This is a genomic window from Paenibacillus humicus NBRC 102415, from assembly GCF_004000905.1.
In the GTDB taxonomy this organism is placed as follows: domain Bacteria; phylum Bacillota; class Bacilli; order Paenibacillales; family Paenibacillaceae; genus Paenibacillus_O; species Paenibacillus_O humicus.
This window is the reverse complement of the sequence record NZ_BIMD01000013.1, coordinates 84547-109664: the sequence shown is the minus strand read 5'-3', so window position 1 is coordinate 109664 and position 25118 is coordinate 84547. Positions and strand designations below refer to the sequence as shown.

Sequence of the window (25118 nt, the reverse complement as noted above, 5' to 3'; positions counted from 1 at the left end):
GCCGATGCGGTGCTGCGCGCCGGTCGCGAGGGCGGCGTGTTCGTCGCCGGGGCCGGACGCTCCGGGCTGATGGGCCGCGCCTTCGCCATGCGGCTGGTGCATCTCGGGCTGACCGCCTATGTGGTCGGCGAGACGGTTACTCCGGGCATCGGGCCCGGCGGGCTGCTCGTCATCGGCTCGGGCTCCGGCTCTACCGCAAGCTTGCTGGCCATGGCCGCCCGCGCCGGCGAGCTTGGCGCCTCCGTTGCGCTTGTGACGACCAAGCCCGAATCTCCGATCGGAGCCTCCGCCGATCTGCTCGTCCGGCTGCCCGGAGCCGCCAAGGACGAGCAAGGGGCATCCACCATTCAGCCGATGGGAGCCCTTTTCGAGCAAGGACTGCTGCTGTTCTACGACTCCGTCGTGCTCCGGCTGATGGAGCTTCAAGAGCAGGACGGACGCCAGCTGTACGGCCGCCATGCGAACCTCGAATAGCCCATTTGCAGCTGCCCGCGCGGCGCCCCAGGCGCTGTGCGGGCTTTTTGGCATGCGGAGGCCGCGATTAGGCCCGAAGGGACAGTTGTAGTATGATTGGGGCATAGAGACGAACAGACTGGAGGCCGGTGCAATGGCCCATGAAGTGAAGGATCGCATCAACCTGAAGGAAATCAACTGCGAGAAGGAACTGACGCTCGCCGTCATCGGCGGCAAGTGGAAGCTGATCATTCTCTGGCATCTCGGCACGGACGGGACGAAGCGCTTCAGCGAGCTGAAAAAGCTGATCCCCGCCATAACGCAGAAAATGCTGACCAATCAGCTCCGCGAGCTGGAAGAGGACCGTCTGGTCGCCCGCAAAATCTATCCCGAGGTGCCGCCGCGGGTGGAATACTCCCTGACCGGCTACGGAGAAAGCCTCATGCCGGTGCTGCGCCTCATGTACGACTGGGGCCGAAAATACGGCGACGAAGTCATCGGGAACGGCCGGGGCTGGCCGGTCGAGGCTGCCGCATCGCAGCCGGCTTCGAGCCTGGACTAGACTCTGCGGGCAGGAGCGGCGGCCTGCCGCCGAGGCTGCAATGCAACCCCGGTTCGCATGATCGATGCCCAATAAGGGGACTCTATTCAACGCCCATCCTTTGAAACGTCCCGCTTGCGAACAGAGCTGCTTGTCATCCGCCCATTCAAAGGTTTCTCCAAAGAATAGGCTTTGCATGAGCTGCTTGGCCTATTGGCCATATGATGTGCCCGTAAATTCGACACCTTTTACTGGAAATTTTCTTTTTCAAAAAGGCTATGTCAACTTCTATTGTTGATTTGTGACCATAAGAAAACCGCCTTTGTGAAAAGGCGGTTAATTGGACTATCGTCTTTCGATGGCTTAATCACCTTAAGCGGCAAGGTCATCTTGCCGTCTGATATACGAGACCTATTGCTCCAGAATTGAAGGTCTTGTTTTCAATTAGCCTAAGATTGATCTTTTCCTTGAGACCTTGGAATAACGGCAATCCCTTGCCGATCAGGACAGGAGAAACCGTAATTTTATACTCATCAATCAAATCAAGCTGCATCAGGTGGTGTGCGAGCATAGGACTGCCGAGGATGACCATATCCTTGCCTGGCTGCTGCTTTAGGGTTTTGATTTCTTCCTCGACATCTTCGTTCACGAGTCTGGAATTATTCCATTCGACCTTCTCCAGCGTCGTGGAAAAAACAATTTTAGCTGTCTTTTCAATCCACTCGGCATGATCCCGTTCATGCTGCGAAGCTGATGGGTTGGAAGGCACAGATGGCCAATAATTGTGCATCATCTCGTAAGTCCCGCGCCCCCAAACGACCGTATCGGCAGTACTCAGAATTTCTTTCGCGTGTTTCTCCAAATCAGCATCGTAGGAAATCCAGCCAATGTCCATTTCGCCATTGGGCCCTTCTACAAAACCGTCCAGCGATGCGTGAAGAAAAAGAACAAGTTTTCTCATTTTCAGTTCTCCTTTGTCCAAGAGGGATATCTACAATGACTAAATTTTAACATATCCAACTTGGGTTGTTTCTTATGGATTGCCAACCTCCCATTCGTAAAGATCCACGATCAGAATTAAGGTTTAACAAAGCCTGCAGAAAACCTTTCCATTGCCAGGTGAAGTTAATTCTAAAAGGGTGCAGCATTAGAAAACGCAGAAAATGCGGACCAATCAGCTCCGCGAGCTGGAATGTCTCGACAGCCTGACAGGCCCATATCCATTATTCCTACACCAATTAATTTGCCTTGTCCGTATGCCAGAGCCAAAAATAGATCTGCCACTAGGAATCATTCTTCGATTTCAATGACGGCCATCGACAGAAGAAATGATCAAGTTTGTTCCAATGAAATAGAACGTATGATTTAAAACATGACCCTTTCTAAAAGAGTCTTTCCCCCTTAAAGCATCGTGAAGGCGCACACAAGACTACAATGTGGAATAGGCTAGAGCAAATGCGAGGAGGTTCTGGCAACTATGCATCCAACCTATCCCTATCCAATGTATGATCCCTACTGGGGACAGCGATATCTTCATCATCAGCCTTATGCGCACAGGCACGTCTATGGCCGCGACGGCTATTATCAAAGTCAAGGTCCGCACCATTACGAGAGCCAGGGCGCCCAAAGCTACAACGAACAGGGACCGCACAGCTACCAAGGCCATGTAGGCGCCTATACAGGAGGCTACGGCATCGGCGGCCATGCGGGCGGCTTTTTTGGCGGACCCGAGCACTTCGGCCTCAAGACAGGCGTTGATGTCGGCGGTCCCGCAGCCGGACTCAATTTAGGCAGCCATCTGGGCGGGCACGGGGCAGGCGTGCAGGCGTACGGTCATCTGGGCCCTTACAAATCCGGCCTGCAGTCTGGCCTCCAATGGGGACCGCACGGCGCCTACCATCAGGCGAGCGGCCATATCGGCTCCTATGAAGCGGGTCTAAACACCGGCCTGGACTGGCAGAAATATGGACTGAACGCTCATACGACCGGGCATGTCGGTCCCTATGAGGCCGGCCTGCAGGCCGGAGCCTCTGCAGGTGGAAACGGCCATCACGGCTACGGCATGAACGTGAACGCCGGCGGCCATGTCGGCAACCTGCAGGTTGGACTCGGCGGCGGCGCTCATGTCGATTCGCAGAGCATCGGCATCGATGCCGAGTCCAGCTTGGGCAAGCACAAGCTCCACACGGGTTTCGGCTTCAATTGGGATTGACCGAGCTTGAGGCCCTTGCCAACGGCGACAAGGGCCGTTTATTTTCGTAGACAGCGGCTTCCGAGGAAGCCGGTTTGTTCTCCTTGGCAGCGGACAGCTGGCTGACCAGCCAGCCCAGATTCCCGCTGCCGGACAACGCGATCATCATCGAGAACGACGTCCCAAATCGCGAACGAGCCCGCACCATGATGAACGAACGGAAAAAATAGGGCCAGCCCGATAGCAAGCAACATGCCGCCAGGCCGGCTCTTAGTTTGGCTGCAGGGCCTGCTACGACTGCCTGGCGCCGTCATTCTCGGGAATGTATCTAAGTTCTTTGTCAACCATAGGGATAAAACAAATAGCCTCTTAATGTTGCTATGTTCTTATCTCCTTACCATCCAATCTTGTGCCAGCCGATCTTCGCGATCCGCTCCTTCTGACAGGCTATGGCTTGATCCGCATCCGGTCCGCTTGCCGCTCCCGTCAGAAGCGCCTGGGCTTCGCCTTCAAGATCGGCTCCAAGCACAATCGTCCAGGCCGCATCGTCTCCATTTGCCAATCCGTCTAAGCGGAAAGACTCCGCCGTAGGAATTCCCAATCGACGAACCCCGCATGAAGTAAGCTGCGCGAGCAAAACTTATCGACTTGTCTCCCGGTCCGGCTCTGGCGACGTCGATGAACGAAACGCCTGTGTCCTCCAGTTGGACAGCGATATCTGAAGCGATTCAGGGGTATTCCATTCGTTCATCACCGTTGCTAAAGAAATTAAGTATAGGGCGTTGTACTTAGAATGAATTTCGTCGTCATTGGTGAAGCGATGCCCGTCAAGATGACTATTTCGATTTGCAAACGCCTCAACCGCATCTCTCCACTCTCCGTAGCTGGGGGTAAGGGCAGCCAGCGCTACCGTAAAAGCAGAGCCAGCAAGTATCGACCCATCATCCACCAGCCCTCCGAGCAGGAAGCGATCATCAACGCCTAATGCGGTCCTAATTCCCATCAGACCGGCCAGTGCGCTTGAGAAGGAATTGATTCGGATCAGCGCCTTGAGGGTCGTTACCCGGCGATAAAAGAGAAAATGCAAGCGCCCGCCGTGAACTCGAAGGAGGAATCCGATTGAGCCGTTGGCTCTTCTCGATAGTCACGTAGATAAAATCCTTCATGACCTTCTGGATGACATTGGGCCGCTGCTCCTTGACGGTAAACAGGGCTGCGAGCTTTTGTTAAATCCGTAACTATGGTATCATCATTATTAGTACCTGATACTAATACTTGATACCATACCGGGAGGTTGATTGCTTATGTCTAGCAAGGCCCCGATTACGACCGGCTACCGTACATCCGCCCGCATCACCGCAGTAGGCTCCTATTTGCCGAAGCGAGTGTTGAGCAATGACGATCTGGAAAAAATAGTCGACACCAACGATGAATGGATCGTTCAGAGGACGGGAATCCGGGAACGCCGTATCGCAGCTGACGACGAATATACGAGCGGCCTGTGCTTCCATGCCGTGCGCGACCTGATCGAGCGCCACCCGGAAAAGAGCCTCGAGGATGTAGACTACATTCTTGTCGCAACGGCAACGCCTGATACTTTCTTCCCCCAGACGGCAGCTCGCGTACAAGCCGAGTTCGGCATCAAGGCAGCCGGAGCTGCGGACGTCGCGGCTGCCTGCGCAGGCTTTGTCTCCGCGTTGCAGCTCGCCGGCGGCCTTATCGCCTCCGGACTGCATCGCAAGATCCTTGTCATCGGCGCGGAAACGCTGTCGCGAATTACCGATTACACCGACCGCACGACCTGCATCCTGTTCGGAGACGGCGCGGGAGCCGTGCTTGTCGAAGCCGGAGCTGCGGACAGCAAGCCCTCCTGGCTGCACTCCTTTGCCCGCACGGATGGAGAGGACGGCCATCACTTGTACCGGTCCAGCCTGTCCCCGTCTATTGGCGAGCATTCGCTCCAGCAGTCGGGCAAAATCGTCCAGAACGGACGTGCCGTGTTCCGCTGGGCGATCAGCCGTGTTCCGGAAAGCATTCTCGAAATGCTGAATGAAGCCGGAACGGCTCCGGAAGATGTCGACTGGTTCGTGCCGCATAATCCCAATATGCGGATTCTCGATGTCGTGAGCGAGAAGACGGGCATTCCTCTCGATAAAACCATTACGACTCTGGAGCATACCGGCAATACGTCGGCTGCCTCCATCCCGCTCGCTTTAAGCGAAGGAGTCCGCAGCGGCCGCATCCGCGAAGGACAGCTGCTGCTTCTGTACGGCTTCGGCGGCGGTCTATCCCAGTCCGGCCTGCTCATTCGCTGGATGGCTTGAGCCGGAGCCAGTCCTAAAATAAGGCCACCCCTTGGGGGATGGCCTTGTTTTAGTTGATCAGGATATCCCTGCAAGGGGCAGGGATAACCTTTTTTATTTTCAATAATTGGTGATTTCATTTGTATACTGGAAGAGACGGATTGCCTTCGAGGTAGAAAGCGCAATCCAAAGGAGATTCAGACGGACTTCTCTCAAGAGGGCCGACTTGAATTTCCTTTTTTATTTCCATATTTAGGAGCCGCAAGTATACTGGAGGAGAGTCGTGAATACGGGAACGTTTTTAGACTCTCTGAGTTGGGTATTTTCGTAAACTCAACTATTCCTAGAGAATCTGTATTACAGGAGTTCTCCTCAGCAGACTACGAAGAGAATCTAAATCAACGTTTATTGATTTCAATGGGTGGAGAAATAGAGATAGATGACAAATTCTATGATGTATCCGACCAAATCTGGAATCTGGATACGGAATGTGTTGAGGATGATGGAATTAATGTAACAGTAATTGAGAGATTAAGTAGAATGACCAATCTAGATATACGGAATATACAAGATGTGTGATACGCTTCGAATTCTGTGACCTCACATAACACCCTCTTCACGCATCGGACCATAAGGCTCTCGGTCAAAATGAGGCCTTTTGGGGAAGATTATTCAGCGGACACATCCTTTGATCTAACCGCATCGCGTTCACCCTTCCGGGACTTAAGGTGTAAGGACGTCATGAATACAAGAACGTTATATGAAATCATTGCTTGATAAAAAATTGAAAAACGGAGTGATATTTTGCTTGATGCATTCACGAAGAAGAGAATTGAAAAAATACTAGACAACTATATAGATAAGAAAATTCCTGACCATTTGAAAAATGAAATTGAAATTAGATATAAATTCAGGGGAAATACAGTTACATTAAGTCAAGAATGACCAGGATATATGGGAAGACGTTTTGAATACCCGATAGCTCAAGTTAGGTTAGAAGAATCATATTGGAAATTCTATTGGAAGGACAGTAAGGATAAGTGGCATTTTGTAGATGACATAAAACCTGTTAAAGACTTTGAGAAACAATTAATGGAGATAGATAGTAGCGATACTTTTTGGGTGTAATCGAGATGGCAATGACTTCACATAACACCGTATTCACGCTTCGGGCCATTTGGCCCTCGGTCCGATAGATGAATTTCGATGAAGTCGGGTCGGGCGGACACACCTGCGAGGCTAGTTCAATCTGTGGGCTTACGCCTTTTGTCTCCAAAAGCATTTCGAGGAAGCAGATTCAGCAAACAAGATCTACGAGGTAAGTCTGGCGTCCCGTTCCCTACGGTCATTTAAGCCACTCGGGTCCGTGAATATAAGAGACGTTATGCGTAATTACTGCTTAAGGAGATATTAATTTGAATTACTTTGCTACTTTTCAAATGCCAAAGCCGGTTAATGTAAGTGGAAAATCATCTAGTATTACCAACTCTTTCGTAAATGGAATAATACCTTGCATTGTTCCCTCAGAGAGTGATGTTAAAGAATGCCTGGATATCTTGGGGCTTGATCCCTTGAATTTGAAGTGTTCTTATTGTGGAGATAACTATACTGAATGGGATCACTTTAGACCTTTAATTATTGATAAGAAACCAACAGGCTACATATCTGATATTTACAATCTAGTACCCTTATGCGGTAAATGTAATCAATCAAAGGGAAACAAACCTTGGAAAACATGGATATTGAGTAATGCGAAACTAGCCCCTAAAGCTAGGGGTATTAAGAACATTGATGAAAGAATAAAAAGACTCGAAAATTTCGAGAATTGGAAGGATGTAAAACCAATTAACCTCGAAGAGCTAGTAGACAAAGAGTTATGGAAAAAGCATTGGGAAAATTACGAGAAATTAAATCAGCTAATGAGGGAAAGTCAAATTACTTCACAAAAGATACAAAGTCAGATCAGGGAAAGATACAACTTGATAGTCAATCAGGGAAGGTAAAAACTACGCATAACACTGTATTCACGTTGCGAGCCTTCCCCCTTAGTACGGACTGATATGTACCGAGGAGAGTGAAAGACAGCCGGACAACACCTGCGAGGCTAAGTCTAACGCCCCCTTCCACACGGTAACTTAAGACACCCGGGTTCGTGAATACTAGAATGTTTCCGATACCTTTGAAAGACCATATAAGATTATATAAAGATTACACACCTAGAAACATTAGCCGCGAAAACCAGTAAGTAAGCCCCTCTTCCCCATCGCGGTCCTTCCCGTTCTTTCATTTCAACTTCTTGACACTTGAACAAAATCGTGGAGACAGAGACTCCTGCCATGCTAAAGTCTAGCGCCTCATTCCCTAAGGTCACTTAAGGCTAATGAAACACAGTAATACATAAATGCAAGATCCCCAAGGAGGCTTATATGAAGACCATTATATACATGGTTAGGCATGCCGAATCGCCATATACGGAAGGAAATGAACGAACTAGAGGACTTACCTCAAAGGGTAAGGCAGATGTTGAAAAGATCACTGAAAGGCTTAAAGATGAAGGAATTGAACTAATGATATCAAGTCCTTACAATCGAGCAATACTGAGTATAAAAGGATTGGCTGAATACTTAAGATTAGAAATCAAAACATTTGAAGATCTCAGAGAAAAATATTTTGCAGATGATATTATTAAGAATACTGAGCTGATGTCTTTAATTAGAGAGAAATTCTATGACTTTGAATACTGTTTACCTGGAGGAGAGACTAATGCTGATTGTCAAAATAGATCAATTTCAGTAATGAAAATGATATTGGAAGAACACGCAGGTAAGAAAATCGTAATTGGGACTCATGGCCTTGTAATGACTTTGATGATGAATTCTTTTGATTCAAGCTATGGATTGGACTTTTTAGATCAATTAAAGAAACCAGATATTTATAAATTGTATTTTGAAGAGTTAGAATTGAAAGAAGTAGAAAGACTGTGGAACGAATAAAGTTTTGGGAAGAGTTATCGAAGAGGACTGTGACATTTGTACCATTCGCCCCTCGATTCAGCCGAGGATTTTCAAGAAAGCAGAGCGGCCAGACAACCCAGCAAGCCTAAGTATGACGACCCGAAGGCTTCGGGCTGGTGAAAACAATAAAATGATAAAGTTCTATTTGTTCTCTTGTCATACCTAGACCAACTTAAGTTTTGCCTCTGGTTCATAAAAAGATAAATCTTCAGAAAGTAGTACTCCGGGCTTAAACTCCTCTTCAGCAATAAATGATGGATTAGAATAAACTAGGTACACCAATTGATTTCATCGATTTTTAGGGGATTAATGAATACAGAGGAATCAAAGTTCATTTCAATAAGGATCATATTGTTGACGGACTTATACTTGATGATACTACTGAAAGCAACAAAAAATATAGGACTCCAAGGGGAATCAAATTCGGTGAGTCGATCGAATCAATCATAATGAAAAACCTGGTCATACGGATGAGTCAAACAATAATTCCTCCATTACTTATTTGCTTGAAGAGTCTACAGATGGATTCGTTATTAGAAGCTCTATAGATCAAATACAAAAGAAAGATAAAGCTTTTGGTATCTCGATGAATATCGATAGAGACTATGGTATGACATTTATTATGATAGCTGATTTTGAATACTCTTTTAATCCTTATTGAATCAGATTTAGTATCGTCTAACACCCTATTCCGATGAAAAGGCGGCAGGGCTGCAGGGTGTCCCGGGATGTGTATGCGCTGTTCCCTCGCGATTGCCTCTGTGCGCTAAGGCAGCAGGAAGCGATTCGCCTCCGGCAGCGAGCCCGTCAAGCAGATCGTATTCCGGATCGAGAATGTCAGACACTGAGTGATTGCCGAAGGGAAGACGAAGAGAAAACTGGCCATCCAGACAGTTCCAAGTCCCGGCCAAGACGCTCCATCGCTTTCAATGGCGACGGAGGAGCCGATCCGACAGACGGCTCAAGAACAAAGACAGATTGTGCGGCTGCCGCCGGGTACATGCCCTTCCCCCTCCTTACTCTTCGCCATACACTGCCTCAAAGAGCCAAATGAGGGAGTGAAAGGCCCGTGCTGCCTTCCGTTACGGTTGTGATTCCGTTTTACAATTGTCCTTATATCGGCCAGGCAGTTGCCAGCGTGTTGGGACAAAGCTACACCAACATCGAGGTGATTGTCGTCGATGACGGCTCCACGATGCATCAGCATCTGCTGGACCCCTACCGTTCCCGGATTGTCTACTTGCAGAAGAGCAACGGAGGAACCGCCAGCGCGCTGAATTACGGCATGCAGCGAGCGGCAGGACGTTACGTCGCATGGCTAAGCTCGGATGATGTGTTCGTCCGCGACAAGATCGTGAATCAGGTTTCCTTCATGGAAGAGAAACGAGCTCAATTCAGCTTCACCGACTACCATACCATCAACGCAGCCAACCAGATTACGCAGTACTGCTCCACGATGAAGTTTCCCACGGAAAAGGCGTTCGTCTCCGCCCTGCTCGACTATTGCCCGATCAACGGCTGCACGGTCATGATGCTCCGAAACCTGGCCGAAGCTGTCGGCTGGTTCAATCCAGGCCTGCCCTATACGCATGACTACGACATGTGGGTCCGCATCGCGCTCAACGGCGTCGGCATGCACTTCCTGAACGAACCGCTTACCTTGTACCGGCGGCATTCGGCTATGGGAACCATCCAACGCGGCAGTCAGGTCGCAGCCGAATTCGAGTCCATGAGAGCCTATTACGCTCCCATGCTGAGACAGCGCCTTGCCGGCATGCCAGGTTAGGACTCGGCAGTTCAATTGAAATTTAAACAAGAGCCTTTCGCGTCCCTGAATCGGGATTAGCGAAAGGCTTTTTTTTCTTCTTTAGGGATGGGAGTTCTGTTCTTTCGCCAAAAGAAAGAGGTCATCCAGAAATTGGTTGAAAACCACGGCTCATTCCCCACTTCATGTTGACATGTTTACATCATTTGTTAATCTAAAGTGACTGGTAAAATCTGAGAGGAGATCACTCATGGTGAAACGTTTAAAAGCAGCCGCGGCATTTTTATTCATGGCTGTTGTCCTAATGGCTTGCAGCCATTCAAACTCAGAACAATCGGAGGCGGAATCGCTAGCAAAGGAATTTGTCGGCAAGCTGTATGCCGTGAAACATGAATCTATCCCGGAAATCGATCTCCCCGCAATTGAAGAGAAAAATAAAGAGATCCAGCCCTACGTAACGGAAAATGTATGGAACAAATTAAAAGCCAATAGTGACACGGCAATTCCCATCCGGATAGCCAAGAAAAGCCGATCGAATGTAGGTGCTGAGCTTCAAAAGGTGACGATCCAACCAACGAAAGAGGTTGAGCATTGTTTTGACTTTACCTATGACATCATGGTCAAAGTAACGAATGAAAACAACGAGGTCAAAGAATATAAGGTTCCGGGCGGAGCGACGGTGATCAAAGAAAAGGATAAATGGGCGATCAACCGCATCTGGTCCGATCCACGCGAGCTGAGCGTATATTTTAATTGAAAAAGAGCCGTTTCTCTTTGGAAGAGAACGGCTCTTTTTCGATTCATTGAATCATAATGCCAACATCGAAGCTTGCGGGCTGCCCTCCAAACTCAGACGCATCTCAGGCATCACGCTTGTCCGGCCAGCTCCTCCAGACGCTTGAACGCCTGATCCAGCTTCTCCGCCGGGATGAGGGCGTAGCGGTCGCCGATATGAATCTCTCCGGCACAGGTGTCCGGAGAAGTCTCCTTGAGGTAGGGCAGGAAAGCGACTCCTGTATCCTTCGCCGTCTGCTCCAGCAGAGCCGATGCCTGCTCCACAGGAAAGTCCAGATGCAGATGGAACATATTGGACACCGGCTGCTCCGGCACTGTGCGCATGCGGCTGCAGCGGTTGAAGCGGGAGCTGAGATTGCGGGCGCCGTCCAGATACGACTCCATCAGCGGCAGACGCTTGTCCAGATAATGCTCCGAGCTGACAATGTACGGGTAGAGGCTGATCAGATCCCCGCCATGGCGTCTTTTCCACACCTTCGATTGCTGCGCCAGATCGGCATCCCCCGCCAGAATGGCGCCGGCGATGCCGCCGATTCCCTTGTAGAAGGATACATAGACGCTGTCGAAAAGGCTGCTGATCTCGGCTTCCGAGCGGCCGTAGTAAGGAACGATCTCGAACAGGCGCGCTCCGTCCAGATGGATCGGGATGCCCTGCTCCCTGCACCAGGCGGATATGGCTTCCAGCTCCTCATAAGCAGGCAGCTGGCCCCCGATCTCGCGTTGCGGCAGCTCCAGGAGCAAGCAGCCGATTGGCTCCCCGACCGCCTGGATGTCCTCCAGCGTAATCAGACGATCCTCGCCGCCCAGAAGGATGGACCGGATTCCATGCAGCTCGTGCAGTCCCCTCTCCTCGTGGATTTCGAGGTGGCATAGCGGATGATAGGCCGCCGTGCGGTAGCCGCGGCGGTCGCACCAGATCCGAAGGGCGATCTGCTGGGCCATCGTGCCGCTCGGGAAAAATACGGCCGCTTCCTTGCCCAGCAGCTTCGCCATCTTCGCCTCGAACGCTTCGATGATTTCTCCTTTTCCATACATATCGCTGAACTGCGATCCATCTGCCTGCTTGAAAGCATCGAGCAGCACCTGCATGGAGCGCGGACCATGCCCGATGATCGGATAGTCGGCATCCTGATAGCTTTGCGACAAAGCGGAATCTTTTTTCATCCTGCAGTCTCCCCTTCCGTGTACCTTCTATGCTTGTATATCAGAAAGGGGAGGTTCGGCGCAAGAGAAGAAACAGGTGTAGAAAATGTTGCCGCGCTGCTTCTATTGGCCCAGCAGCCCCGTTCCCGCCAGCAGACGGAACAGGGCTGTCGCCGTTTCGGCTCGGCTGGCCGCTTGGCCGGGAGCGAAGCGCCCGTCCGGCAAGCCGTTCATGACTCCGCTCGCCGCCGCTTGCCGGACGTAATCGGCCGCCCATCCCGAGATGGAGCCGGCGTCGGCAAATTCGGACGCTTGCCCTGCCGCATCCCCTTGTTGAAGATGAGCAAGCGCTCTAGCCAGCACCACGGCCAGTTCTTCCCTCGTCACCCTAGCCGCCGGATGGAACGATGAATCGGCGTAGCCCTGCATGAGTCCAGCCTCGGCTGCGGCCGCAACCGCTCCTGTGTACCAGCTTCCGGCGGATACATCCTTGAACGCCGCCTTCTGTTCCGGCAGGTTCAAGTCCAATGCCCGGAGAAGCATCGCCGCGAGTTCTGCGCGTGTGACCGGCTTGTCCGGAGCGAAGCCGACTCCCGGAATACCGCTTACGATTCCTTTGGAAGCCAGGCTCCTGACCGCCCTCGCACTCCAATGTCCGTCAAGGCCGGACAATCCGGAAGGGCGGACGGCGAGCATGAAGATGCCGCTGCGGCTTGTTCTTGCCGTCAACTGCGTTTCCAGTTGATGGGATGCCGTGAGATTCGCAGGGACATAACCAGCGGAATTCAGACGTTCGTCATAACGGATGACGGCTGAATCGGTTATATTCACGATCCCTGCCTGCGAGAATGAATAGGCGAATCGGATCCAGCTGCTCGGCTCCGCTTCCTTGCGGCCGCTCGGACTGGTCAGGAAAACCCCGAATTCGACCGGCGTTCCTTGCGGTTTCCAGCCCTTGGCCAGCGAGGCCTGCATCGCCAGCCGCGCCTGGGCTTCATCCGGCTTGCGCAGCAGGAATTCAAGCGCGGTTCCCGGCGCAAGCGTGCCCGGTTGGGCGTGCAGGAATTCCGCGGCCTCTCTCGCCTTGAGCGTGACGGAGACAGCTCCATTCACGAGGTGCAGCACGAGCTCCGGCTGTCTCTTTGCCGCTTCCTCCAGCGCGCCGGCGCTGAACGAAACCTTGCCATCGCTTCCCGCAAGGACTTCCACGATGAAGAGCTTATCCGTCCATGCCTTTTCCAACGCTCCGTCTTGGATGCCCGTGCCCGGAGAAGCGGATGGCGCTGCGGTCGGAGCCAATGAAGGCGATGGAGTCCCTATCGGGCCTGTTGATGGGCTTGATGTCGGTACCGGCGTTCCCGTCGGCGTCGGCGTCGGCTCTGTCGTCACGGAATCGACGACCTGCACCGTATACGCACGTCGAATATCGCCTACCCGGACTTCGAGATCGGCGCGGCCTGCGGCGACAGCGGCAAGCTTGCCCTCCTTGAACGAAGCTACGGCTTGCGGCGAGACGGCGATCTTGGCTTGGCCCGTCACATCCGCTCCGTCCTTGTCCAGCACCTGCAGAGTTATCGCCAAGCCCGACTCCAATCGGAACGGACCGGTCTGTCCATCCGACAGCCGAACTTCAAACGGCTTCGGATTTGATGCGAAGCCGGCATTCACTTCACGGAACGTGAAATTCGGCGCGGCCGGATTGCTCACCCGGTCGATCCGCTCGCCGCGGATGATGAGATTATCCACCAGCATGGAGCCCTTCATGTCCGAGGTGATCTCCACTCCGCTCGTCCCGGCTCCGTCCAGGACGTTGTCCGTTAGCTCGACACCCTGCACGTTCTTGCCGCCATGGACGATCAAGCCGGAGTAGGTGCTGTCATAAGCGTTGTTGCCGCGAACGACAATGCGGCTGTCTCCGCCGATATCGTTCTCGCCCGCATACAGCCACAGTGCGCCGAGATTGACTCCGTACCCGGAGTCGACGCTGCCCGTGCGGATCAGCGTGTTGCGCTCCACGACGGTCGTGCCTTGGAAAGGCTCCGCCGAGAAACGGGTCGAGACGGCGATGCCGGCTCCATTCGCGATCGTATCCTTGGCGATGTTGTCCTGAATCACGTTGTCCCGGCCGCCGAACACGACGATGTTGTCGGCCAGCCAAGGCAGCGCGACCGTATTGAAGCGGGCCGTGTTGTTCACGCTCGGCGTTCTCTCCGCTCCGTTGACATCCGCAAGCTTGGCGTCGGTGAACGACCACATCGCGATGCCGTCGTCTCCCGGATACCGGATATCGCTCTGCTCCATCATGCTGTTCGACGTGCCGACAGCGAAGTTGATGCCGTCCGCCATCAGGTTGCGGATGCGCAGTCCGGCCATGTACAGGCCGTCCGTGCGCTTCTTCTCGCCGATCGGCTGCGTCAGCCACAGCCCGGCCTTCGTATGCTCGATCCAGATGTTCTGCAGCACCGAGCCCGGCCCGAACGCCCCGTGGAAAGCATTGTCGAACGCTTCGTCATCCCGGACGCTGATGCCTCCGTCGATGAGAAGGTCGTACACCTTGACCTTGCCGCCGTGGCCGTAGAATCTCGCCCCGTCCAGCTCGGTATGCCAGCTGCCGGCTCCGCGGATCACGGCATCCTGAAGGTCGATGACTTTATCCGAGAACGTGAAGACTCCCGCCGGGAACCACACGCCCTTGCCCTGCTTGCCCGCTTCCGCAAGGGCTGCCGTCAATGCGGCCGTGTCGTCCAAGCCGTCGTTCGCGGCAGCGCCGAAGTCGGTGACGGCCAGGAAGCCTTTCGGCATGGAGTAGGCCGCATCGACTTTCTCCAGATCGACCAGGTCGATCGTATAGGAAGCCGCTTCATCGCCCTCGGCTTTTTCCAGCCGAACCGTCGATCCGGCCGGAACGTCTCCGATCCGGACATGGATGTCGTCGTAGAACCGGTGCGCGCTGCCCTGCCTCGGGTCGTTGGACCACGGATAGCTGCCGTACTCCCACGCATACTTGCTGGTCAGCTCAAGCTTCTGGCGGAAGACGCCGTCGACATACAGCGAGAGCGTACGCTCGTCTCCGCTGCCGTCCTTGCTGTCCGGAATCGAATAACGGACAACGAGAGAATCGGCTTCCGCCGCCGTCTTGAATTCGATGTAATCGCCTTGCTTGTTCAGCTTGACGGCCTTTCGTCCCGAAGCTTCCGATGCCAGCTCCTTGTATTTGCGCGAAGGCCCGATGAGCCGTCCGTTCGTCTCCGCATCCTCGGCTTCGTAGCTGATGTAGTTCACCGTTGCTCCCCGGTAGGCGGGAGCCGCGCTGTCTTCAACCGTCAGGCTGTCGATCGAGGCGCCGCTTGGAAGCCCTTCGGCCGACACCGTATTGATGCCTGCGCGCAGCTTCAGCTCGAACGCGGCTTCCGCGCTGCCCGCCTGGCTCGTCAGTCGGAATGGCTGAACATCCAGTCCGTTGGCATCGATGCCGGCTGCGGCCGCTACGCTGCCGTTGTAACGGTAGCGGACCACGACCGTGTAGCTTCCGCCAGCAGGCGCGTTGACCGCGAAGCGGTAAGCTCCATCGCCATGGAAAGCATCGCTTCCCCTGTATTCGACGCTGCTCCGAACCGGCTCCAGCCGCCAGCCGGCTCCTGCCTCCGTGCCCAGCTTCAATTCCTGCTCCAGGTACATGCCCGTATCCGCGTTCCGGAGCTGCGTGTAACCGAGCTTCTCATCCAGATGCCACTGCGCGCCCGGAAGGCGCATATCCGTCGCCAAAGTCAGGCTGCCGTCCGTTCCGGCGGCCAAGTACTTGCCCGCAGCCGCATTGCGGATGAGCTTGCGGCCGTTGAAATCCTGGACGAGCCAGCGGGTCGACGCTTGTCCGGCTCCGGCCGGAACATACGCTGCGGCTCCCTCGGCATCGGCCAGCAGCTTGGAGACGTCGCCGGCGGGAGAGATTTCAACCGGACCGCCGTTGTTCTGGACCGGCGTCGACGTGTTTTTGTTCACAGGAACATCAATGGATGGAATTTCGCCGGACTCTGGATATTCGAATATCCAGCGGGACGTGCCGAAGCTGTCCGCCACCAGCCCATGCTCCGCATAACCGGCGCCGCTGGCCGAGTTGACGAGCTCGTCGCTGTAGCTGCCGTACAGGCTGCGGATGAGCCAGGCTCCTCCATCCGCCGTCCGGGAGACATCCCAGCTTGACGCTTCGGGCGCTTCTGCGCTTCCCGCCGCCTTGCTCTCGAGGAAGCTGTAGTCGCCGTTCAGCGTAAGGAAATGGCCGGTTGCGGCATTTCGGATTTTCACTCCGTCCTCTTCCTTGACGATGACCCATTGAGAGTAAGAGTTGGTTTCTTCCGGGCTGCCGTACAGCACGACGCCTCCGGCATTTTCGTACAAGTACCCTTTGCCGCCGGCAGACTTGATGCGCAGCAAGCGTCCCGCTGGAGCTTCCGCAGGAGGCAGGACTACCGGCTCCGCCGTGAACAGCGCTTCCGGCCGCTCTCCGGCTCCAGCCGCCTTGCTCAGCCTAATAGCCGGACTTGCGCCGTCGGCGCTTTGCCCCGCAAGCAGGTAGTGGCCGGCCCAGCCGCTCTTGAACGCCGTATAGACCTGATCTCCTACCGTCACATCCTGCAGGCTCCATTTGACGCTGTCCCAAGACGCATTGATGTTCGCCCGGGTTTCCGGCGATTCGGCCGGATCATCCTCCGATTCATGCCCGGCGATGTTCTCCAGGGCGACATAACGTCCGCTTCCCTGGTTTTTCAGCAGCATCTTGCCGGGGGCGCCGGAATCCTCCACATACCAGACCGCCGAGTAATCGCCTGCGTCCGCTTCCCCGTACGTGACCATGCCAACGGTCGCGCCGTTCTCCTGCGTTTCCTTCAGATACAAGCCGTCCGATCCGTTCACCTTGTACCTGAACAGCCGCTGCCGGTCCTCGGTCACCGTCAGGAATTTCCATTTCGGGCTTCCCCAGCCCGGGTTGATGACGCCGTATTCCGCATATTTGGTCAGGTTCTGGAGAGAGACGAACTTCTCCGGCTGCTTGCCGGGCTCCTTGTCCGTCACGCTGCTGATGAGGTTGGAGTTGCCTCCCGTATCCCGCACCGTCCACACGAAGCTGCGGTCCGCGTTGCTCAGGTCCGAGAGAGGGACTGACCTGAATATGGCCGTCCGGCATGTCCGAAATGTTGATATAATGGCCGGTCAGCCTGTTCTGGAACAGCTTGCGGCCCTCATGCTTGCGGATCAGCCACTGGTCGCTGGTGTCGTCCTTGGCGTTGCCGTATTTGAGCAGGCCGTCTGCCGTCTCATAGAGATAGAAGGGCTGCCAGCCGTTCTGGATGCGCACATAATGATCGGCTCCGTCGGCCGGCAAGGATGGATCGACGAGCTGCCACTGGGCGCCCAGAGAAGAAGCGTCGGCAGCGGCCTGGACCGTGCCGTCCGAGCGGCCCGTGACGAAGACGTCCCCGCCGCCTGCGGCTCCGATCGTCTGATAGTCGTCGTAGTCATCGGACAGCGTAAGCGTCCACTGGCTCTCCGGCGTGCCGAATCCGGCGTCCAGAGCAGACAGCGTGCCGCCGCTCCTCGTCAAATAGTGGCCGGTCGCCGAATTGCGGAGCCGCTTCGTTCCGTCGAAATCCTCGACAAACCATAGATAATCGGCCGCCTTCGCGGGATCTGAAGCCAGCGCGCCGTGTTTCAGAGCGCCCGCTTCCTCATAGAGATAATCCGTCGGCGAGTTCGCGTCCGTGTACGAAGCGATGCGGACCGGCTGCAGGGCCGAAGGCGAAACGATGCGCCATTGGGCCGATGGATTGCTCTTCGATCCCGGCCAGCTGTTGGACCGCGCGTCCCGGTCGTCCGGAAACTGTGCATTGAGCAGATACAAATCGAACTTGCCGTTGGCGAACGTCGCATAGCCGAGCCCGTCCGACGAGCTTTCCTGCAGCCAATCGGTGAGTCCGGGCTCGCTCGGGTCGGGATCTCCGGCTGGCATCGCCGCCCACTCCAGAGGCCCCTGCTTGATCAGATGCCCGGTCCCGCGATTTCGGATCTGGACTTTGCCCGGCACGCTGCCGGGCTCGATGTACCACTGGGCATTGAAGTCCTTGTCGCTTTTGACGCCGAAGCCGACGACGGAAGCGTCTTGCCCCGCAATCTGCCCTTCATATTCGTACAGCACCATGCCCGGATGGAATCGCGACTCGATCTGGACCGCGTCGACAGGCACGAGCATCCATTTGGGGCTTTCGAATTCCAGGTTGATATCCGAGCTCAGCTCGGCGAAGCCCAGCTGATCCTCCTCGTGGATCGCCCGCTTGCCGCTCGAGTCCGCGGCGCTCACGATGTTCATGAACCCGCTCGTCGCGGTCGGGTTGATGTGCCACTGCTCGGATTCGGAAGGATTCGCCACTTGCCGGGCCTTCAAGGCATCCCTGCGCTGCGGCGTCTCCGAAGCCGTGATGTAGTGCCCCGTCTTGCTGTTCCGGATCGAATAAGAGCCTCCAGCCGCCTCCACCTCCCAATGAGAGGATTCATCTCCCGGGCTGGTCATCCCGTACCGCACGGTGCCGTCGCTTGCCTCGTACAGATAGTTGTTCTGCCACATGTTCTTGATCCGCATCTTGCCGGCAGGAATATCACCCGCCCCATTGCCGCCTTGCGCCGCCGCTCCTGCCCCGTAAGCCGGCAGGCTGGCCAGCAGCAGCATCACTGCCATCAGCGCCGCGGCCGCAGCCCGGAATCGCTTCATTTCCGAAGACCTCCCCATCGTTTCGCTTTCTCTCTCATTGTAAGATGCAACCGTTTTCATAGACGATGTGCGTTATTAGGGGAACAAGGTGCGATTCTACGAAAAGAGGAATAAATGGCAATCTCCGCCATAGGAAGAGAAGCGGCATGGTATAATGGGGACTCTATCGGATTGCGCGATCCGTTCGTTTTCATTCGGCTTCAGGAAAGGATGGCGGCTTCAATGGTTGAGATTTCAGTCTGTCATTACGAGGCGTTCAGCACGATCCCGGGCATGGGAAATCCGGCTGGTGTCGTGCTTGAAGGTGAGGGCTTGTCCGAGCATCAAATGCTGGCGGTCGCCTCCAGGGTCGGCTTCAACGAGACCGCGTTTGTGCTGCCGTCCGACCGGTCCGATATGCGGATCCGGTACTTCACGCCAGGACATGAGGTGAATCTGTGCGGGCACGCGACGATGGCGACGCTGTGCGCGCTGACGGAGCAGGGGCGGATCGCGCCCGGCCGTTCCTTCGCCGTGGAGACCAAGGCAGGCATTCTCCCCATCCGGATCGAGCGAAGGAGCGACGGATTTCTGGACATGACGATGAGGCAGGCCGAGCCGCGCTTCGTCCCTTTTGCAGGCTCCAGGGCCGATCTGGCGAAATCGATCGGGCTTGAGGAGTCGGATCTGGACGACGAGCTGCCCGTCGTGTTCGGGAACACCGGAATTTGGACGCTCATCGTGCCGGTCAAGCAGCTGGACGCCTTTCCCCGCATGGTTCCGCGAAACGAATGGTTCCCGGACATCCTGACGGAAATGCCCCGTGCTTCCGTGCATCCCATCTGCTTGCAGACGTTCGGCTCCGGTGCGGATCTGCATGCCCGCCATTTCTCCTCCCTTTACTCCGGCACGGTCGAGGATCCCGTCACCGGCACGGCCTCGGGAGTCATGGGGGCATACTATGACGCGTATATCCGGCCCGGCGGACCGCTTCCGCTGCAGCTGGTCGTCGAGCAGGGACAGGAGATCGGACGCGACGGACGCGTGAACGTCGAGATCGGGGAAGAGGGCGTCAGCCGTTCCGTCCGCATCACCGGCACAGCCGTATTCGTCAAGGAATGGACGTTGAGCATCTGACAGCAAAAACCACCCTGGGAGTGATTAGAAATGGATACAAGCCTGTTCGACCAGCTCGACTTCGTGCGGAATCAGACGCTGGGTCGGCTGCAAGGAATCGACGAACAGTCGGCGGATGCGATTCCTCAAGGCTTCCGCAATTCCATCCGGTGGAATTCGGGCCATCTGTATGTTGTGCTGGAGCGGCTCGCGTTCCAGGCGATCGGCCTGCCCCAGCAGCTGCCGGACGGGTTCGTGGAGCAATACGAATATGGGACTTCGCCGTCGTCGATGCCGGAGTCCGCACAGGCTGCCACGATGGAGGAGCTCATTCGGCTTCTGCAGGACCAGCCAGACCGAGTCCGTGCCGGCCTTTCCGGCCGACTGCAGGAAAACGTGGCTCCTTACACCACCTCGACGGGATTCACCTTGTCCACCCCCGAGCAGTTCATCCGGCTAGCGTTGTATCATGAAGGCATGCATTTCGGCATCATTAAATCGTACCGGACTCTTCTCGGCCTGACTTGATTACCGGTCCAGCGGGAGCAGAAATGAACAGGCTGCGGGCCCCATAACCCGTTATGCTGGAAATGAAGGAGAGATCGGTTTGGATTGGCTGACGAGAATGAATCGGGCGCTGGACATCATTGAGAATAACCTCGGCGGGGAGCTGGAGCTTGGCGGACTGGCCAAGGAGGCTTGCTCCTCCCCCTTTCATTTCCAGAGAATGTTCAGCGCTCTGACGGGCTTCACGCTGGCGGAGTACATCCGCAGGCGCCGGCTGACGCTTGCCGCGCAGGAGCTTGCCCTGACGGACATCAAGGTCGTCGATGCCGCCTTGAAATACGGCTACGGAACGCCCGAAGCGTTCGCCAAGGCTTTTCGCAAAACCCACGGCGTCACGCCTTCCATGGCAAGACTGCCGGGCTCGCCGCTCGTCGCCTTTCCCAAGCTGAGCTTTCATCTATCGCTGAAGGGAGATGTGAAAATGAATTATCGCATCGAAAAGAAAGAAGCGTTCCATATTGCAGGAGCATCCATCGAGGTCGGCTGCGTCGACGGGGAGAACTTCCGCCGCATTCCGCTGTTCTGGCAGGAAAGCGCCTCCAACGGCACGATCCGCAAGATCGCTTCGCTCCAGCCTGACCGTCCCATTATGGGCGCATGCGTCGACTTCCGTCCGGACACCGATCGGTTCCGCTACATGATCGCGGTCGAAGTTCCCGCAGGAACGCTGGAGGCCGACAAGACGATCGACGGCGTGGACTTTGTGGAAAGAGAAGTTCCCGCCTCCACCTGGGCCGTCTTCACCGCCGTCGGACAGCTGCCGGATTCGATCCAGTCCGTCACCAAGCGGATCTACTCCGACTGGTTCCCTTCCTCCGGTTATGAACATGCGGGCACGGCTGATTTGGAGATCTACCTGGAAGACGGCGCGCCGCGCAAGGATTCTGTCAGCGAGATATGGGTTCCGCTGAAAAAAGCGGCGGACTGAAAGGGAAAGAACCCTTTCTCCTGAAATCCGGGAGAGAGGGTTCTTTTGTCATGCATCCGCACAGCGCTTCCGAATCTATCCGTCTTCCGGCAACGAAACGATGCCATCCGGCTGCGAAGCCAGCAGCCTCGCTTTGGATGGCCGCAGCAAATAGAAGCCGAGCGACAAACCGAACACGCTCATGACGAGCACCCCGGCAATGACCGTTGCCTGTACGGTGTACCCGTCGGCAGCCAAGCCGAACCCCGCTGTCGCCAGCATGACAAGGATCGCCTCGAAAAACCCGTTGACGCTTCCGACCCTCCCCATCATCGCGACTGGAATATGGTTCTGGTAGAACGTCGCAAAGCCCGTATTGGCGAACGCGAGAAAAAATGCCAGGATGAAGAAACCCGCAGCAGCGCCGGCAAAACCCGCCGAAAAAGCGTAGACGAGGTAGCCGAAGCTGACGCCGATCGCGCCGAAGCCGATCTGGGCGGAAGCCGCCAGCCTCTTGACGACGACGGCGTTGACGGACGCCCCGGCGATGATTCCGGCTCCCGCAATGCTGACCAGCAGGCCGTACCCGCTGTCGGATAATCCGAGCACCTTCTGCGCGAAGGCGGCCTCCAGCGAATCGACGGCCGTCGCCATGACGACCATGACAGCGCTGAACAGCAGGCAGACAATCAGGATGGCGGTGCGGCTTCGGTAAAATCCGAGGACATCCGACCAATCCTGCCTGATCATGTTCCGGTTCATGCGTACAGGCTGATCCGCAAACAACCCCTTCTCCAGATCGGGCATCAGCATCGTGACGACTGCCGAGAACAGCAATGCGGCGGCGTTGATGTAGATGGCCGACGTCGGCGAACCGGCGAGGAACAGCAGGCCGGCTGCCGCCGGACCGATCAGGAAAGCCCCCGATCCGATCAATCCGTTCAGCGAATTGAAGCGGGGCCTCTGCTCCGGCGGGATCAGCTTGGCGATGTAAGTCCCGGAGGCCGGCCCGAACAGAGAGCCTGCCATATGGATGAGAAATACGAGCCCGTAAATGTACGCGATGGAGTCGAGCAACGGCAGCAGGAAAATGAGGAAAGCCCTGACCCCATCAAGGCCGATCATCAGGCTTCGCTTGTTCATCCGGTCTATCAGGCTGCCGGACCAGGAGCTTACCGCCATGGCGGCGAGAGGACGAAGCAGGTACAGGATCGATACCGCCATAGCGGACTTCGTTGCATTCAGTATGATTACATTGAGGGCAATGAAATAAATCCAGCCGCTGATGTTCGCCACGCCGATGCCAAGCAGCAGGATAGCGGGATACTTCCATGCTTCCATACCTTTCATGCGGTTCAAGGCCGCATCTCCTCCTCGTTGTTGAATGGTTCCTTCCTTTTCTATCGTGCGAAAGCAAACAAAAAAATCCCACCCCCAAGACCTAGGTCTTGGGGGCGAGACTTGTCGTCGCGGTGCCACCCCAGTTGTGCCTCCATGTCGCCATGCAGGCCTCGTCGAGTACGGCAATCCCGGTAGGAAGGCTTATACTCCAGCTCTGTAACAGGAGCTCCCGTCACACCATCGCCCGCCGGGCAGGTTCCGATGTGAAGCTCGGAGGCTTGATTCGGCAAATCGCTATCTGCTCCTTCTCAGCTGCCGGAGCTCTCTGACCGGGCTGCACCGCCTCTTCCTACCGGCTGCGCCTGCACTCGGGCCGCAAGGAAAGCAGCATGCTTTCTTGCGGAGATAACGGATCTGCTTACTCTTCTCTTCATCGCATTTGAGCCATTTTACCAGAAACAGGAGAGAATTGTAAACACCCTGTCACCGCGGCATGACCCGCTTGACGAATGGCAGGCCTATGTATGCTTCCGGCATGAAAATCGGTCTATTCTACAGCTGAAATACAGCTCAGCCCGAGCGGCGCTAAAGAGCGTTTCCCCAGAACTAGGCTCCCCCTGCCTGAATATATTAGCATGATCCGCTAAGGAAACGAACTATTGACCGCTGAGGGAGGTTTACGCCTGTGCCTATTAAAAATGGACTTCAATATAAAGAACGACTGGATCGGAATCGGCCTGATATCCGGATCGCCGGACAGCAGGTACAAGGGAAAGTATCCGAGCATGCTGCGTTCAAAGGATTGATGGCGACCCAAGCCTCGATGTACGATATGCAGGCTGACGAATCGGCGAAGGCGAGAATGACGTTCGAGTCCCCCCTTTCGGGAGAACGCGTAGGACTTTCTTTCCTGCAGCCGAAAACAAAAAAAGACCTCGCCGCCCGAAGAGAAATGATGCAGGCTTGGGCTTATGCCCATAACGGCTTCCTCGGCAGAGCCCCCGATTATATGAACACCGCACTGATGGCCTACTCGTCCGCTGCCGGAATTTTGGAGAAGGATTATCCTCAGTTCGCAGCCAACCTTAGAAATTACTACGTATATTGCCGGGAAAACGATATTACCCTATCTCATGTCTTCATCCAGCCCAAAGCCGCCCGCCTGTCCAATTTCCTCCTTGCACTGGAAGATCCTCCGGCAGCCAGAGTCATGGAGAAAAACAAGGACGGCATCATCGTCAGGGGAGCTTTCATGCTGGATACCCAGGGAGCGACCTCGGATGAAATTCTTGTCTATCCGGCCCCTTTCCCTACCTTCCATGAAGGAGAAAGCCCTTATTCCTTTTTCTTTGCCGTGCCAAGTTGCCTGCCAGGCATCCGCTTCGTGTGCCGGGAGAGCTTCGTGGGAGGAGAATCCGCCTACGACTATCCCCTCAGTTCCAGATATGAAGAAATGGATACCCTTGTTCTTTTCGAGGATGTTCTCGTTCCGTGGGACCGCGTCTTTCTATGCGGCGACGTGAGCATGGCTAACCGCCTTTCTGAGGAAAGCCGTTTTCACACTCATGCCGCCACCCAGGTCATGTGCAAGAACATCGCCAAGACGGAGTTCTTTCTCGGGGTGGCGGAAACGATGGCGGAGACGTCGGGCATCGACCAGAACGCCCACGTGGTGGAAATGGTGAGCGAGCTCCTCGTGATTTTGGAGACGCTCAAGTCGCTTCAGCTTGCTGCCGAGAACGGTGCCAAGCGCGACAAGTGGGGAAGCATGGTGCCGGACCCCAAGCCGCTGCTTGCCGCGAATGTTTATTTTCCCAAGGTGTATCCCCGCATGATCGAGATCATCCACCTGATCGGCTCGAGCAGCGTCATCATGATTCCCTCGGAAAAGGATTTTGACGGCAAGCTGGGCGATTCATTGCAGCGTTACCTCAAAGGCGTCGGATTGGATGCCAAAAATAATGTGCAGCTGTCCAGACTGGCCTGGGAGCTGAGCGTCAGCGCATTCGGGGGCAGACAGAGCGTTTATGAGAAGTTTTTCTTCGGAAATGCCGCTACGGTGACAAACCGTCTTTACAACGGATATGAAGGAAGAGAGAAATACAAGCAGCGCATCCTAGATTTCCTGTCGGAAAAATAGCGCCATGGCTTGCCCGCAAAAAAGTCCCGCCTCAAGACGGCCGTCTTGAGGCGGGACTTTTGATTCGCGAAGCTTTACAGGCAAGGCTTCACTCCTTGATGCG

Annotated in this window: 20 protein-coding genes and 1 pseudogene; 13 read left to right on the top strand and 8 right to left on the bottom strand. The window is 55.2% G+C overall.

The window, feature by feature from the left end; all coding sequences use genetic code 11:
* Both hxlB and PHU01S_RS10790 read left to right on the top strand, forming a co-directional pair.
* On the top strand, positions 1-474 hold a 474-nt coding region (gene hxlB / locus PHU01S_RS10795), incomplete at its 5' end, for a 6-phospho-3-hexuloisomerase (protein WP_127507592.1).
* A 133-nt stretch (positions 475-607) separates the two neighbouring features.
* Positions 608-1015 carry a winged helix-turn-helix transcriptional regulator gene (locus PHU01S_RS10790; protein WP_048745201.1) on the top strand — a complete coding sequence of 136 codons (408 nt, stop codon included), beginning with the start codon at positions 608-610 and terminating at the stop codon, positions 1013-1015.
* A gap of 364 nt (positions 1016-1379) precedes the next feature.
* Here PHU01S_RS10790 and PHU01S_RS10785 read toward each other — a convergent pair whose 3' ends face one another.
* Positions 1380-1955, bottom strand: a complete 576-nt coding sequence (locus PHU01S_RS10785) for a dihydrofolate reductase family protein (RefSeq protein ID WP_127507590.1) — start codon at positions 1953-1955, stop codon at positions 1380-1382.
* A 516-nt stretch (positions 1956-2471) separates the two neighbouring features.
* Between PHU01S_RS10785 and PHU01S_RS10780 the strand changes: the two genes are divergently transcribed.
* Positions 2472-3206 carry a hypothetical protein gene (locus PHU01S_RS10780; RefSeq protein WP_127507588.1) on the top strand — a complete coding sequence of 245 codons (735 nt, stop codon included), beginning with the start codon at positions 2472-2474 and terminating at the stop codon, positions 3204-3206.
* Here the strand turns inward: PHU01S_RS10780 and PHU01S_RS25750 are convergent.
* From PHU01S_RS25750 to PHU01S_RS26295, 3 genes are all read right to left on the bottom strand, one after another.
* Positions 3193-3354 (bottom strand): hypothetical protein, encoded by a 162-nt coding sequence (locus PHU01S_RS25750; protein WP_164763053.1) that lies wholly within the window; start codon positions 3352-3354, stop codon positions 3193-3195. The two genes, PHU01S_RS10780 and PHU01S_RS25750, sit on opposite strands and share 14 nt — an antisense overlap.
* Before the next feature lie 225 nt (positions 3355-3579).
* Positions 3580-3747 carry a hypothetical protein gene (locus PHU01S_RS25745; RefSeq protein WP_021877909.1) on the bottom strand — a complete coding sequence of 56 codons (168 nt, stop codon included), beginning with the start codon at positions 3745-3747 and terminating at the stop codon, positions 3580-3582.
* 78 nt (positions 3748-3825) lie between these two features.
* Positions 3826-4272 carry a hypothetical protein gene (locus tag PHU01S_RS26295; RefSeq protein WP_127507586.1) on the bottom strand — a complete coding sequence of 149 codons (447 nt, stop codon included), beginning with the start codon at positions 4270-4272 and terminating at the stop codon, positions 3826-3828.
* 217 nt (positions 4273-4489) lie between these two features.
* On the opposite strand from PHU01S_RS26295, the gene PHU01S_RS10770 reads away from it, so the two are divergent.
* The 6 genes and pseudogenes from PHU01S_RS10770 to PHU01S_RS10745 all read left to right on the top strand — a co-directional run bounded on the left by PHU01S_RS10770 (position 4490) and on the right by PHU01S_RS10745 (position 11024).
* On the top strand, positions 4490-5509 hold the full coding sequence (locus tag PHU01S_RS10770) for a ketoacyl-ACP synthase III (protein WP_127507584.1): 1020 nt from the start codon (positions 4490-4492) through the stop codon (positions 5507-5509).
* A gap of 783 nt (positions 5510-6292) precedes the next feature.
* Positions 6293-6616 (top strand): annotated as a pseudogene (locus PHU01S_RS27200) (DUF3024 domain-containing protein).
* Between the two features lie 287 nt (positions 6617-6903).
* The gene (locus PHU01S_RS10760; RefSeq protein WP_127507582.1) at positions 6904-7491 is read left to right on the top strand and encodes an HNH endonuclease; all 588 of its coding nucleotides are present in this window, start codon (positions 6904-6906) and stop codon (positions 7489-7491) included.
* 423 nt (positions 7492-7914) lie between these two features.
* A complete protein-coding gene (locus PHU01S_RS10755; protein ID WP_127507580.1) occupies positions 7915-8481 on the top strand; it encodes a histidine phosphatase family protein in 567 nt (188 codons plus the stop codon).
* 1090 nt (positions 8482-9571) lie between these two features.
* Positions 9572-10288: a glycosyltransferase family 2 protein gene (locus tag PHU01S_RS10750; protein ID WP_021877903.1), complete on the top strand. Its 717-nt coding sequence runs from the start codon at positions 9572-9574 to the stop codon at positions 10286-10288.
* 229 nt (positions 10289-10517) lie between these two features.
* A complete protein-coding gene (locus tag PHU01S_RS10745; protein ID WP_021877902.1) occupies positions 10518-11024 on the top strand; it encodes a hypothetical protein in 507 nt (168 codons plus the stop codon).
* A 110-nt stretch (positions 11025-11134) separates the two neighbouring features.
* Here PHU01S_RS10745 and PHU01S_RS10740 read toward each other — a convergent pair whose 3' ends face one another.
* The 3 genes from PHU01S_RS10740 to PHU01S_RS26640 form a co-directional block, all read right to left on the bottom strand.
* On the bottom strand, positions 11135-12226 hold the full coding sequence (locus tag PHU01S_RS10740; protein ID WP_127507578.1) for a threonine aldolase family protein: 1092 nt from the start codon (positions 12224-12226) through the stop codon (positions 11135-11137).
* Between the two features lie 102 nt (positions 12227-12328).
* Positions 12329-15883 carry an S-layer homology domain-containing protein gene (locus tag PHU01S_RS26645; protein ID WP_373864534.1) on the bottom strand — a complete coding sequence of 1185 codons (3555 nt, stop codon included), beginning with the start codon at positions 15881-15883 and terminating at the stop codon, positions 12329-12331.
* A gap of 1033 nt (positions 15884-16916) precedes the next feature.
* Entirely contained in the window at positions 16917-18965 is a 2049-nt protein-coding gene (locus PHU01S_RS26640; protein ID WP_246029209.1) for an RICIN domain-containing protein, read from the bottom strand.
* Between the two features lie 222 nt (positions 18966-19187).
* Here PHU01S_RS26640 and PHU01S_RS10730 point away from each other — a divergent pair, with 222 nt between their 5' ends.
* The 3 genes from PHU01S_RS10730 (at position 19188) to PHU01S_RS10720 (ending at position 21555) form a co-directional block, all read left to right on the top strand.
* Positions 19188-20081 (top strand): PhzF family phenazine biosynthesis isomerase, encoded by an 894-nt coding sequence (locus tag PHU01S_RS10730; RefSeq protein ID WP_127507574.1) that lies wholly within the window; start codon positions 19188-19190, stop codon positions 20079-20081.
* A gap of 30 nt (positions 20082-20111) precedes the next feature.
* The gene (locus PHU01S_RS10725) at positions 20112-20588 is read left to right on the top strand and encodes a DinB family protein (RefSeq protein WP_127507572.1); all 477 of its coding nucleotides are present in this window, start codon (positions 20112-20114) and stop codon (positions 20586-20588) included.
* A 79-nt stretch (positions 20589-20667) separates the two neighbouring features.
* A complete protein-coding gene (locus PHU01S_RS10720) occupies positions 20668-21555 on the top strand; it encodes an AraC family transcriptional regulator (RefSeq protein ID WP_127507570.1) in 888 nt (295 codons plus the stop codon).
* Between the two features lie 75 nt (positions 21556-21630).
* Here PHU01S_RS10720 and PHU01S_RS10715 read toward each other — a convergent pair whose 3' ends face one another.
* On the bottom strand, positions 21631-22884 hold the full coding sequence (locus PHU01S_RS10715; RefSeq protein ID WP_127507602.1) for an MFS transporter: 1254 nt from the start codon (positions 22882-22884) through the stop codon (positions 21631-21633).
* A gap of 676 nt (positions 22885-23560) precedes the next feature.
* Between PHU01S_RS10715 and hpaB the strand changes: the two genes are divergently transcribed.
* Positions 23561-25015 (top strand): 4-hydroxyphenylacetate 3-monooxygenase, oxygenase component, encoded by a 1455-nt coding sequence (gene hpaB / locus PHU01S_RS10710; protein ID WP_127507568.1) that lies wholly within the window; start codon positions 23561-23563, stop codon positions 25013-25015.
* Positions 25016-25118 lie beyond the last annotated feature (103 nt).